The sequence below is a fragment of the Rhodococcus sp. P14 genome (assembly GCF_000256505.1).
Classification (GTDB): domain Bacteria; phylum Actinomycetota; class Actinomycetes; order Mycobacteriales; family Mycobacteriaceae; genus Rhodococcus; species Rhodococcus ruber.
Window position 1 is genome coordinate 1 of the sequence record NZ_AJFC01000318.1, and the last position, 12,826, is coordinate 12,826.

Below are 12,826 nucleotides of genomic sequence, written 5' to 3' on the forward strand. Positions count from 1 at the left end.
GCGGCGAATTCCTCGTCCAGGGCGGCCTTGTCGGCCTCGCTCATCGCGGTGTACTCCGGCGCGCCGCGTCCCACCCACCGGTACACGAGCTCGGTGGTGTGCCAGCGCTGCGCCTGCAGCTCGCGCTTGAGGACCTTGTTCGAGCCGGTCACCGGCAGGTTCGTCGACACCCGCACGAACCGGGGAATCGCCTTCGACCCGAGATCGGCTTGGCCGGTGAGGAATTCGGCGAGCTCGGCCGGGTCGAAGTCGGTGAGCGAGGCGACCTCGATCGCCGCCATCACCTGATCGCCCGACCGCGGGTCCGGCACCGCGTAGACACCGGTGGTCACGACCTTCGGGTGCCGGCGCAGGACCCGCTCGATCATCAGCGCCGAGGTGTTCTCGCCGTCGACCCGGATCCAGTCGCCCTTGCGGCCCGCGAAGTAGATGAAGCCGGCCTCGTCGACGTAGCCGAGGTCGCCGGTCCAGTACCACCCGTTGCGGATCCGCTCGGCGTCGGCGACGTCGTTCTTGTAGTAGCCCTCGAAGGCGCGGGCGCCCTCCTTGTTGATCATCTCGCCGATCGCCTCGTCCGGGTTGAGCACCCGGCCGTGCTCGTCGAGCACCGCGCGGGCACACTCGGCGAACGTGTCGGGATTCACCACCGCGATCCCGGCGTGCGCGGGCCGGCCGAGCGCGCCCTCCGGCGCCGCCGGATCGAGCCGGACCGAACCGGCGCCCTCGCTCGAGCCGTACCCCTCGAACAGCACCGCGCCGAACCGGCGCACGAACTCGGCCTTGTCCTCCGGCGAGGCCTCGGTGCCGAAGCCCCGCTCGAGCCGGTTGTCGGCGTCGTCGGGCTGTTCGGGGGTGGCCATCAGGTAGGCCAGGGCCTTGCCGACGTAGGTGAAGAACGTCGCGCCGAAGAACTTCACGTCGGGCAGGAACCCGGACGCGGAGAACTTGCGGGTCAGGCACACCGTCGCACCGTTGGCCAGGGCCGGGGCCCACAGCGCCATCAGCGCGTTGCCGTGGAACAGCGGCATGCAGCAGTAGTCCACGTCGTCGCGGTGGTGCCCGTACTTGGCGGTGTTGGCGTACGCGAGCCGCGACAACCGGCCCTGGGAGCACTTGACGGCCTTGGACCGGCCGGTGGTGCCGGAGGTGAACAGCAGCAGGAACAGGCTGTCCTCGTCGACGCCGTCGGCGATCGCCGGTTCCACCCGCTCGAGGCGGGCCGCGTAGCCGGGATCGTCGATCAGCAGGAAGCGGTCCTCGCCGAGGCCCAGGTCGAGGCCGCGCAGCTTCGCCATCCCGGCGGTGTCGGTGACGATGAGCTGGCAGTCCACGTAGCGGACCTCGGCCTCGAGTTCCGCCGCGCCGCGCGTGGGATTGATGCCGACGACCGTCGCGCCCGCCAGCGCGGCCCCGCCGAGCCAGAACAGGAAGTCCGGGACGTTGTCGAGGAGGATCCCGATGTGGAACGGGCCGTCGCCGCGCAGCGACCGCGCGAGAGCGCCACGCGCGGCGCTCTCGCGCACCACGGCGTCCCACGTCCAGTCCTGCTCCCGGGTCCGCAGGCCGAGCCGGTCGTCGCCGACGCGGTCGAGCAGCATCTCGGCGATGGTGGCGCGCTGCACGCCCGCTTCCGTCGCGGCGGTGCCGGGGTTCACGGTGCTCGTCATCGTTGCGGCTCCCTTCACGCCGTCCGGAGCACGCAGTGGGTGCCCCCGTAGATGGCGGTCATGCACTTGTTGCAGTGGTTGCACAGCGACGCGGCGTCCGCGTCCTCCTGCATGCGGTTGACGAGGTCCGGGTCGCGCAGCAGCGCCCGCGCGGCGGCGACGAACTGGAAGCCCTCGGCCATCGCCTCGTCGATGATCGCCCGGTTGGTGATGCCGCCGAGCAGCACCAGCGGCATCTTCAGCTGCGACCGGAACTGCTTGGCGTCCTCGAGCAGGTAGCCGTCGCGGTAGGGGTATTCACGCAGGAAGTGCTTGCCCACCAACTGGATTCCCAGCTTCGTCGGCTGCGGCATCACGGCGGCGAAGTCGCGCAGCGGCGCGTCGCCCTTGAAAAGGTACATCGGGTTGAGCAGCGAGCTGCCGGCGGTCAGCTCAAGGGCGTCGAGCGAGCCGTCGGCCTCGAGCCACTTGGCGACCTGGATCGACTCGTCGAGCCAGAAGCCGCCGGGCACACCGTCGTCCATGTTGAGCTTGGCGAGGATCGCGATCTTGTCGCCGACGGCGTCGCGGACGGCGCGGGCGGCCTCCCGCGCGAAGCGGGCGCGGTTCTCCAGCGACCCGCCGTACTCGTCCTTGCGCTTGTTGATCTTCGGGCTCAGGAACGAGCTGATGAGGTAGTTGTGCCCGAAGTGGATCTCGACGGCGTCGAAGCCGGCCTCGACGGCGCGGCGCGCGGCCTCGGCGTGGCCCTCGGTGATGCGGGCGATGTCCGCCTTGGTGGCGGGCTTGCTGAAGTTCTGGGTCGTCATGCGGAAGGCGCGGCTCGGCCCGAGGGCCGGGGTGCCCAGGTACTTCGCAGCGGCGACCGGACCGGCGTGCCCGATCTGCGCGGAGACCGCGGCGCCCTCGTTGTGGATCGCGTCGGTGAGCTTGCGCATGCCGGGCCGGGTCTCGTCGGTCCACTGCAGCTGACCGGGGGCGGTGCGGCCGTCGGGTGCGACGGCGCAGTAGGCGACCGTCGTCATGCCGACGCCGCCGGCGGCGGGCCGGCGGTGGAACTCGATGAGCTCGTCGGTGACGAGCCCCTTCGGGGTCAGGCCCTCGAACGTGGCCGCCTTGATCACCCGGTTGCGCAGGGTCAGCGGGCCGAGCTTCGCGGGGGCGAAGGGATCGATCCTTGTCGTCGGGGTATCGAGAAATGTGGACATGCGGTTGCTCCTCCGGCAGCGATTCTGCGCCGAACGTAGCCCCGGCTGTCGGGTGGATCACGGTGAGTCCCGCTCAGTGGTAACCACTACCGCACCCACGGCCCGACGTGAGAAATTGCAGTGGCACGCCTCACACGCGGCCGCGGCCAGGGTGAGGTCACAGGTCTATCGCCGCAGGTGACACGGTATTCACGTGACACGAAGGAAAGGTCCCCCGCATGACTGCGTCCGCAGATCCCCGGCTGTACCTCGACGAGGTCGTCTCCCGCCTGACCGGCCCGGGTGGCCGGTTCGAGATCGTCGAGGAAGAGGTGCTCGGCGCCTCGATGCCGGTGATGAAGAACCGCGGCAAGGCCGTGGGCGAGCTGCTCGCCGACTCCCTGCGCTGGGGGGACCGCGACTACCTCGTCACCGCCGACCGCCGGCTCTCCTTCGCCGAGCACGCCGCCGCCGCCTACTCCCTCGCCCGGGCGCTGCGCAGCGACTACGGCGTCGAGAAGGGCGATCGCGTCGCGATCCTGGCCGCGAACACCCCGGAGTGGGTGATCGCGTTCTGGGCGAGCCAGACGCTCGGCGCGATCACCGTCGGGCTCAACGGCTGGTGGGTGCCGCGGGAGATCGAGTACGGCCTCGAGCACAGCCGGCCGAAGGTCCTCGTCGTCGACGCCAAGCGCGCCGAGGCCCTCGCGGATGTCGACACCACCGGGATCACGGTCCTGACGATGGAGGAGGACCTGCCCAGGCTGATCGCGCAGTACCCCGGCGCCGAGCCGCCGCGCGTCGACATCGACGAGGACGACCCGTCGGTCATCCTCTACACCAGCGGCACCAGCGGCCGGCCCAAGGGCGCGCTGCACTCGCACCGCAACCTGCTGGCGGTCGTCGACTACCACCGGTTCAGCGATGCCCTGCTCGCGGCGTTCACCGGCCGGACCTACAGCGACGACGTCCCCAGCGACCTGCGGTACCTGCTCACCTCGCCGCTGTTCCACATCGCGAGCCTGCACAACCTGGTGATCCCGCGGCTGGCGACGGGCAGCGCGGTGATCATGCACCAGGGTTCGTTCGACGTGGACAAGGTGCTGAGCCTGATCGAACGCGAACGCGTCACCAACTGGGGCGCGGTGCCGACGATGGCGTCGCGGCTGCTCGAGCACGACAACCTCGACAAGTACGACCTGTCGTCGCTGACGGCGTTCGCACTCGCGTCGGCACCGTCGTCGATCGCATTCAAGGACCGGCTGCGCGAGAAGGTGCCCTTCGCGCGCGACGCCCTCGTCGACAGCTACGGGCTCACCGAGTGCAGCACCGCCATCGCGGTCGCCAACTCGCAGGACATCGAGGCGTTCCCCGGCACCCTGGGCCGGCCGATCATCACGGTGAGCCTCGAGATCCGCGATCCGTTCGGCGAATGGCTGCCGGACGGGGGCGAAGGCGAGGTGTGCGTGCGCAGCCCGTTCGTCATGCTCGGCTACTGGGAGGACGAGGAGGCCACGGCCGCGGCGATCACCCCGGACCGGTGGCTGCGCACCGGTGACTACGGCGTCATCGAGAACGGCCGGCTGCGCCTGACGGGCCGTCGCTCCGACCTGATCCTGCGCGGCGGCGAGAACGTCTACCCCACCGAGATCGAGCAGACCCTCGACGAGCACCCGGCCGTGCGCGAGTGCGCCGTGATCGGCGTCCCGCACCCCGACCTCGGTCAGGAGGTGGCGGCGGTCGTCGTCCTCGCCGAGGGGGCGAGCGTGACGGAGGAGGAGCTGCGCGAGTACGCGGCCGAGCGTCTGTCGTACTTCAAGGTTCCCACCCGCTGGCGGATCACCTCCGACCTGCTGCCCCGCAACGCGACGGGCAAGACGGTGCGTCGCGAGGTCAGCATCTAGTTGGGCGGGGCGGTGCTTCTTGCGCGCGTTCTCACGCGCGCGAGAAGCACCGCCGGTCGCGGATGCGGCTACTGCGACCGGGACACGAACCCGGGGTCCTCGACCGCCAGACGCTGACGCACCGGCTCGGGCATCGTCGAGCACGAATCCGCGCTGGGCCGGTCGTCGGCGTGGTCGGCGGCCGAATCCTCGATGCCCACCGACGCGACGATGTTCTCCCAGCCGCCCCACCCGGCGAAGCGGGCGGGCAGATCGACGTTGGCGGCACCGTTGATGTGGAACGCGGCGCTCGGATACGGCGCGTCCGGTGGCGTGGCGACGCCCCCGCCGGGCAGGCGCACGACGTCCTCCGGATTGGGCAGCATGCCCGCGAGCTGCATCGCGTGGTACTGGTACATCTCCCAGGGCGCGGTGTCGAAGTAGTACCAGCTGGCCGCGCACACCCCGTACAGGTCGGGACCGAACTGCGCGTAGTTCAGGTACAGCTCCATGATGCGGGCGTCGGGCAGGGTGCTGCTCAACAGGATCGACGGCACCGTCTCGACGGCCTTGCGGATCGCGCTCTGGTCGGGGGTGAAGAACATGTTCTTCGCGAGCTGCTGCGGGATCGTCGAGTACGTCTGCTGCGGCTCACCCGTCAGGTGGGCGCGGGCGCGGTCGGCGTAGTCGCCCCAGTGGAACGCCTGCGCACGAAGACCCATCTGGTCGTCCTCGTGGGCGATCACCGAGGCGACGATGTAGCGGCTGACGTGGTCGAGCGAGACGTACTGGTAGGTGACCGGGCCGTCGTCGATGCGCATGAACCGCGACGACGCCGGCGTCCACACCCGCAGCGACGCGGTGGCCGTCAGCGCGATCAGCACGAGCGCCGCCACCGCTGCCCCGGCCCGCTTCGCCCGCGTCGGCCACGGATTGTGGAGCGGCTGCGCCGGCAGCGGGGGCGGCCCGGGCCGGGCGACGGGCGGCCACGGCGGCTCGGGGCGGCGCAATCCCGCGTACTCGGGTTCGCGACGAGGCTGCGGCTCGGACCGGCGGGGCCACTGCACCGCGGGGCGACGCAGGCGGGACCCCTGCCCCGCGGGACGACGCAGCCGGCGCAGCTTCGGGCCGCGGTCCTGCGGTTCCCGGCGCACCGGCACCTCGGGGGCCGCCGCCCAGGCGCGGAGGCGGGCGGCGACACACCGGGTGCACCGGCCGTCGACCCGCCGCTCGAACGGACCCACGATCCGCCGGCACGCTGCGCACCTGCCCGGCCTCATCGTTGTACACGCCTCCCGCTGGTCACCGACACGACCTCTTCATCTTCGTCGCCGACGGTCACGGGCCGGTCTCGGGGGTCGGGACCGGATGCTCAGTCCACCCGCGGCGCCCACTGGACGCCGTTGATGTGCGCGCCGCCGTCGACGAACAAGGTGTTGCCGGTGAGGTAGCGCGCACCGTCGCTCGCGAGGAACACCGCGACGGGTCCGATGTCGTCGGGCGGGTCACCGATTCGGCCCATCGGGTTGGCCTGCGCCGACGCCGCCGCCATCTGCGGGTCGGTCTCGGCCACCCGCCGGAACGCCTCGCTCTGCGCGCCGGGGCAGATCACGTTGCAGCAGATCTGCTTCGGCGCCCATTCCCGCGCCGCGGTGCGGGTGAGGGTGCGCAGCGCCTCCTTGGCGGCGTTGTACTGCACGGAGTACATGTGCGCGTTGACGCCGTTGAGCGAACACAGGTTGATCACCCGGCCGGTGCCGTGGCGCTCGAGTTCCGGGAGGGCCCGCTGCATCGCCCAGAACGCCGCCATCACGGCCGTGTCGAACCCGGCGCGCAGCTGCTCGTCGGTCATGTTCTCGAACCGGGCGTACCCGGAGCCGCGCCAGGCGTTGTTGACGAGGACGTCGAGGCGGCCGAACCGTTCGACCGCGCCGTCGACCGCGGCGTGGACCTGGGCCTTGTCGGTGACGTCGGTGCGCACGAAGTGGGCGCGCGCACCCCACTCGTCGCGCAGCCACCGGGCGGTGGCATCGCCGGCCTGCTCGTCGATCTCGGCGACGACGACGTCCGCGCCCTCCCGCGCGTACGCCGCGGCGATGCCGCGCCCGATGCCCATGCCGGCGCCGGTGATCAGCGCGACACGACCGTCGAGTGCTCCCATGCGGATTCTCCTATCGGGGACGCGGAACCGTCTTGTCGATGAACAGTCCCTCCACCGAGACGCACAGCTGTCCGTCGGCCGTCGTGATGCTGCCGACGGTGCGGATCTTGCGGCCGTCGACGGAGACGAGCCGGCCGGTGACGACGAGCGGCTCGAACAGCGGCGTGGGCCGGTGGTAGTTCGTCTCGAGCTTCGCCGTCATCCCGGACTTGCCGCCCCAGGCGTTGGCGACGCCGAGCACATGGTCGAGGATGAGCGCGGACACCCCGCCGTGGACGCACCCGGGCGGACCCTGGTACGGCATCGTCAGCGTGACCGTGCCCTGCACCGAGCCGTCCTCGAGGCCCTCGAGGACCAGGGGCGGGGCGATGGCGTTCTCGGGGCCGGTGACCGGGTCGTGCCGGGTGACGCCCTCGCCGTTCCACATGTCGATCAGTCGTTCGGCGACCTCCGGGGCGTGTTCCTCGAGGTGGTCGGCGATGCTGTTCAGTTCCTCCGCGACCCGGTCGAGGTTGGCGTTGCCGCGGTCGGTGCGCAGCATGGCGTCGACGACGCGGCGCGCGGCGGCGGTCGCCCGGTCCACCGGCGCGTCCTGCGGCGCCGAGGTCAGCACCGTGCCGTGGGCGTGGGTGGCGGCGGTGGGATGGGTTCCGACCTTCACGGACGCACCTCCATGACGGCGTGGGTGAGGACGGGGGCGCCGTCGCGCTCCGGGCAGGTCGCCAGCAACGTCAGCCGGTCGCCGTCGCGCCAGACGGCGGTCTCGATGGTCTCGCCCGGGAACAGCGAGCCGGCGAACCGCACCGAGTAGCTCTGCACCCGCGCCGGGTCGCCGTCGAGCAGGCCGTCGACGACGGCCTTGCACACGATCCCGTAGGAGGCCAGACCGTGCAGGATGGGCCGGTCGAAACCGGCGGCCTGCGCGAACGCGGGCTCGGCGTGCAGCGGGTTCATGTCGCCGCTGAGCCGGTACAGCAGGGCCTGCCGCGTGCCGGTGGGCGAGACGAGGACGGTGTCGGCGTCGCGGTCGGGCACCGTGTGCGGCGTCTCCGGGCCGGGTTCGCCGCCGAAGCCGCCCTCGCCGCGGGCCCAGATCTGCATGCCGGTGGTCCACAGCGGCGCACCTTCCGGGGTGGTGGCCGCCTGTTCGAGCACGATGACGGCGGCTTTGCCCTTGTCCCACACGTGCGCCACGCGCGACGAGATGTGCGCCGTCCCGGAGGCGGGGATGGGGGCGTGCAGCTGCAGCGACTGCCCGCCGTGCAGGATGCGGCGCAGGTCGATGTCGATGCCGGGCAGGTTCATGCCGGCCGGTTTCAGCGCGCCGGCCGAGATGCCCTGGCCGGCCACCATCGCGAACGTCGGCAGCACCCGCAGGTCCTTCTCGTACACCCAGCGCAGCTCGGCCGGGTCGAGTCCGTCGCCGCCGGCGCCGAGCCCGAGGTGGTACAGCATGACGTCGCGGTTGGTCCAGACCGCTTCGCGCACAGTGGGTTCGGCGGACAGTGCGGTCTTCGGGTCGATGGGCACGGTCAGTTCTCCTTCTCGTCCGCGGTTCCGGTGAGGGTTCCGGCCCGGTACAGCGTCACCACGCACGCGCCGCCGAGCCCCAGATTGTGTTGCAGGCCCACGCGGGCGCCGTCGACCTGACGGCCGCCGGCTTCGCCGCGCAGCTGCCAGGTGAGTTCGGCGCACTGGGCCAGGCCGGTGGCGCCGAGGGGATGGCCCTTGGAGAGCAGGCCGCCCGACGGGTTGACCACCCACCGGCCGCCGTGGGTGGTGGCACCCGACTCGACGAGCTTGCCGCCCTCGCCGGGGCTGCACAGCCCGAGCCCCTCGTAGGTGATGATCTCGTTGATGGCGAAGCAGTCGTGCAGTTCGATCACGTCGACGTCGTCGACGGTGAGCCCGGACTCGGCGAACACCCGGGCGGCGGCCGCTCCCGTCATCGGGGCGCCGACGACGTCGATCATCGAGCGGCTGTCGAACGATTCGCCGGTGTCGGTGGTCAACGCCTGCGCGACGATCTCGACGGCCCGGTCCTCGAGGCCGTGCTCGCGCACGAAGGCCTCGCTCACCAGGACCGCCGCGCCGGCGCCGTCGGAGGTGGGCGAGCACTGCGAGCGGGTGAGCGGCGCGTGGATCATCTTGTCGCCCAGCACCTGTTCGAGGGTGTACTCGTCGCGGAACTGCGCGTAGGGGTTGTGCACCGAGTGCCGGTGGTTCTTCACCGCCACGGCGGCGATCTGCTCGGCGGTGGTGCCGTAGCGCTCCATGTGCTCGACCGCGGCGTTGCCGAACAGCTGGGCGGTCATCGGGCCGGTGCCCCACTCGTGCAGGTCGGTCATGACGTTCAGGTGGTGGTCGAGCGTGGTGACCTTCGGCAGTTCGCCGGTGCCGGTCAGGGAGGTGCGGGTCATCTTCTCGAACCCGACGGCCAGCGCGACGTCGCCCTGCCCGCCCTGCACCCAGTCCCGCGCCGTCATCAGCGCCGTGGAGCCGGTGGCGCAGTTGTTGTCGACGTTGACGATCGGGATGCCGGTCAGTCCCACCTCGTACAGGGCGCGCTGACCGGCGGTGGACGGCTGGAACACGTAACCGACGGCGGCCCGCTGCACCCGCCCGTAGCCGATGCCGGCGTCGCCGAGGGCCATGTCGACGGCCTCGCGGACCATCTCGGGGTATTCCCGGCCGCTGGTCTCGATCTTCTCGAACTTCGTCATCCCCACGCCGACGACGAACACGCGGCGTCCCTGCCGCGCCGACGTCACGGCGGTGCTCACTTCCCGGGCTCGGGGTCGCGGGGCAGGCCGAGCAGGCGCTCCCCGATGATGTTGAGCTGAACGTTGGTGGTGCCGCCGGCGATCGACATGCACTGGGAGTTGAGGAACATCTGCGTCGCCGACCGGCGGTCCTGCGCGCCGAGCAGGGCACGCGGTCCGGCCCAGTCCATCGCGACCTCCCACACCTGCTGGATGTGCTCGACGCCGAGCAGCTTCGCGACCGAGGACTCGGCACCGGGCTGGGCACCGGCCAGGGAGCGCAGCGTGGTGCGCAACGCCATCAGCCCGCCGGTCTGCGCGTCGCACAGCACCTTCCCGAGGACGGTGGCCTGTTCGTCGTCGAGTCCGCCGGGCAGTTCGGCGGCCAGGTCGAGCAGGGCCTCGCCGCCGGAGCCGAGGGACGAGTCGTGCGAGAGGGAGACGCGTTCGTTGGCGAGGGTGGTGCGGGCGAGCTTCCAGCCGTCGCCGGGCTCGCCGACGAGGCACTCGTCCGGGACGAAGACGTTGTCGATGAAGATCTCGTTGAACAGCGCCTCGCCGGTGATCTCGCGCAGCGGGCGGATGTCGAGACCCTCGCTGCCGCGCATGTCGACGAGGAAGTACGACAAGCCCTTGTGCTTGGGAGCGGAGGCGTCGGTGCGGGCCAGGCAGATGCCCCAGTGGGCGTCGCGGGCCATCGAGGTCCACACCTTCTGCCCCTGCAGGATCCACCCGCCGTCGATCTTGGTGGCCTTCGTGGTCAGCGACGCCAGGTCCGAGCCCGCGCCGGGCTCGGAGAACAGCTGGCACCAGACGATGTCGCCGCGCAGCGACGGCGGCACGAACCGCTCGAGCTGCTCCGGGCTGCCGTGCTCGATCAGGGTCGGCACCACCCAGTTGCCGATGATCATGTCGTGCGGCCTCAGGCTCGCCGCGCGCAGTTCCTCGGCGATCACCAGCTGGGTGACCGCGTCGGCGCCCTTGCCCCACGGCGCGGGCAGATGCGGTGCGGTGTAGCCCTTCTCGGCGAGGTACGTGGTGCGTTCGGCGCCGTCGAGCGTGGCGGCGGGCGCGAGTTCGCCGCGCACCTCGTCCCGGATCCGCTCCGCCTCCGGCGGCAGGTCGATGCCGAGGACGCGGCGGGTGCCGCCGCGGGTGAGGTCGGTGACCCGCCGGCGCCACGACGCGGTGGAACCGAGCAGGATCCGCAGCGACTGGGCGCGGCGCAGGTACAGGTGCGCGTCGTGTTCCCACGTGTAGCCGATGCCACCGAGGATCTGGATGCAGTCCTTGGCCACGGCGAACGCGGCCTCGGGGGCTGTGGCGCCGGCGACGGCGGCCGCGAGGGACGCCTCGTCCGCCTCGGCACCGCCGGGGGTCAGGGCGCGGGCGGCGTCCCACGCGCACACGCGGGCCTGCTCGGCGAGTGCGAGCATGCGTGCGGCGCGGTGCTTGACGCCCTGGAACTGGCCGATCGGGCGGCCGAACTGGCGGCGCACCGCGGCGTACTCGGCGGCGGTGCGCACGCACCAGTCCGCGATGCCCGACGCCTCGGCCGCGAACAGGGCGGCCGCGAGATCGGTGACGCGCTGCGGGTCGATCCGCAGCACGTCGTCGGCGCCGAGCGCCAGACGGTCCACCTCGAACTGCGAATTGCCGCGCACCACGTCGTGACTGGGCAGATCCTCGACGTCGACCCGGTCGCGGTGCAGCAGCACCCAGGCGCGGTTGCCGGCGTCCTCGGCCGCGACGAGCAGCACGTCGGCGGTGTGGCCGCCGAGGACGAATCCGGACCGTCCGGACAGGGTGGTGCCGGCCGAGCCGCGCCCCACCCGCAACGTGCCCGGGTCGAGGGCGACGCCGGCGAGCGTGGCGCCGTCCGCGAGACCGGCGAGTTCGGCGGTGCGGCCGGCCTCGCGCAGCACCGCGGCGGTCAGCACGGTCGGCAGGAACGGGCCGGGCACCATCGACCGGCCCAGTTCCTCGATGACCACCGCGAGTTCGACCAGACCGAAGCCGGCGCCGCCGACCTCCTCGGGCAGGTGCAGCCCGAGCACACCGAGTTCGGCGAGCGAGCCCCAGAACGCGGGACGGGTGTCGGTCTTGGCTTCGACGGCCTGGCGCACCACGTCGGCGGTGACGTGGCGGGCGGCCCAGCCGCGCACCGCGTCGCGCAGGTGGCGGTCCTCGTCTGTCAGTCCAATGGTCATGTCGGCCTCGCGAATTCGATGGTGGTGGTCAGATGCGTTCGATGACGGTGGCGGTGGACAGTGCGCCGCCCGCGCACATGGTGACCAGTGCCGTCGACCGGTCGGACCGCTCGAGCTCGTGCAGGGCGGTGGCGAGGAGCCGGGCACCGGTCGACCCGACGGCGTGGCCGAGGGCGATGGCGCCACCGTTGACGTTGACCTTGGACATGTCGGCGTCGAGCACCTGCGCCCACGACAGGACGACCGACGCGAACGCCTCGTTGATCTCGACGAGATCGATGTCGTCCAGCGTCATCCCGGCCTTGCCGAGCACGTGGCGGGTGGCGTCGATCGGGCCGTCGAGGTGGTAGTACGGGTCGGACCCGACCATGCCCGAGGCGACGATCCGGGCACGGGGCCGCAGGCCCAGTTCCTGGGCGCGCTCGGCGCTGGTGAGCAGGACCGCGGCGGCGCCGTCGCTGATCTGCGACGCGGAGCCCGCGGTGTGGATGCCGCCCTCGACGACCGGCTTCAGCGCGGCCAGGCCTTCGGCGGTGGTCTCACGCAGGCCGCCGTCGCGGGTGACGACGGTGGTTTCACCGGTGGGCACGCCGTCGGCGAGCACGGGCGCCTCGGTGGGGACGATCTCGCGGTCGAACCGGCCCTCGGCCCAGGCGGCGGCGGCGCGGCGCTGCGACTCGAGACCGAAGGCGTCGGTGTCGCCGCGCTTGATGCCGCGCTTGGCGGCGATGCGCTCGGCGGAGGTGAACTGGTCGCCCATGTCGATGGTCCAGTCGTCCGGGTAGGGGCTGCCGGTCTCGGGGGTGAGGGCCTGGCCGAGGAAGACCCGGCTCATGGATTCGACGCCGCAGCCGATGCCGGCGGTGATCTGGCCGGAGGCGATGAGGCCGGCGACGATGTGGACGGCCTGCTGGGAGGAGCCGCACGCGCAGTCGATCGACGTGGCCGCCGGCGTG

10 protein-coding genes are annotated in these 12,826 nt (G+C 71.7%); 1 reads left to right on the forward strand and 9 read right to left on the reverse strand.

Annotated features, from left to right (window positions below; genetic code table 11):
- The coding region (locus OEY_RS0122765; protein ID WP_010596068.1) for an AMP-binding protein at positions 1-1,667 on the reverse strand (1,667 nt) is incomplete at its 3' end.
- 14 nt (positions 1,668-1,681) lie between these two features.
- The gene (locus tag OEY_RS0122770) at positions 1,682-2,875 is read right to left on the reverse strand and encodes an NADH:flavin oxidoreductase (protein WP_010596069.1); all 1,194 of its coding nucleotides are present in this window, start codon (positions 2,873-2,875) and stop codon (positions 1,682-1,684) included.
- Between the two features lie 218 nt (positions 2,876-3,093).
- Between OEY_RS0122770 and OEY_RS0122775 the strand changes: the two genes are divergently transcribed.
- Positions 3,094-4,758, forward strand: coding sequence for a class I adenylate-forming enzyme family protein (locus tag OEY_RS0122775; RefSeq protein WP_010596070.1), 1,665 nt, complete (start codon positions 3,094-3,096; stop codon positions 4,756-4,758).
- A 68-nt stretch (positions 4,759-4,826) separates the two neighbouring features.
- On the opposite strand, the gene OEY_RS0122780 is transcribed toward OEY_RS0122775, so the two are convergent.
- The 7 genes from OEY_RS0122780 to OEY_RS0122810 all read right to left on the reverse strand — a co-directional run.
- A complete protein-coding gene (locus tag OEY_RS0122780; RefSeq protein ID WP_010596071.1) occupies positions 4,827-5,981 on the reverse strand; it encodes a biosynthetic peptidoglycan transglycosylase in 1,155 nt (384 codons plus the stop codon).
- A 128-nt stretch (positions 5,982-6,109) separates the two neighbouring features.
- Positions 6,110-6,898 carry an SDR family NAD(P)-dependent oxidoreductase gene (locus OEY_RS0122785; RefSeq protein ID WP_010596072.1) on the reverse strand — a complete coding sequence of 263 codons (789 nt, stop codon included), beginning with the start codon at positions 6,896-6,898 and terminating at the stop codon, positions 6,110-6,112.
- 10 nt (positions 6,899-6,908) lie between these two features.
- Positions 6,909-7,559 carry a PaaI family thioesterase gene (locus OEY_RS0122790; RefSeq protein WP_010596073.1) on the reverse strand — a complete coding sequence of 217 codons (651 nt, stop codon included), beginning with the start codon at positions 7,557-7,559 and terminating at the stop codon, positions 6,909-6,911.
- Positions 7,556-8,428: a MaoC/PaaZ C-terminal domain-containing protein gene (locus tag OEY_RS0122795; RefSeq protein ID WP_010596074.1), complete on the reverse strand. Its 873-nt coding sequence runs from the start codon at positions 8,426-8,428 to the stop codon at positions 7,556-7,558. The genes OEY_RS0122790 and OEY_RS0122795 overlap by 4 nt, the downstream gene beginning before the upstream one ends.
- Before the next feature lie 2 nt (positions 8,429-8,430).
- Entirely contained in the window at positions 8,431-9,681 is a 1,251-nt protein-coding gene (locus OEY_RS0122800; RefSeq protein WP_010596075.1) for a lipid-transfer protein, read from the reverse strand.
- The gene (locus OEY_RS0122805) at positions 9,678-11,870 is read right to left on the reverse strand and encodes an acyl-CoA dehydrogenase (RefSeq protein WP_010596076.1); all 2,193 of its coding nucleotides are present in this window, start codon (positions 11,868-11,870) and stop codon (positions 9,678-9,680) included. The genes OEY_RS0122800 and OEY_RS0122805 overlap by 4 nt, the downstream gene beginning before the upstream one ends.
- Before the next feature lie 28 nt (positions 11,871-11,898).
- Positions 11,899-12,826 (reverse strand): steroid 3-ketoacyl-CoA thiolase (locus tag OEY_RS0122810; RefSeq protein ID WP_010596077.1); only part of this gene is annotated, 928 nt, incomplete at its 5' end.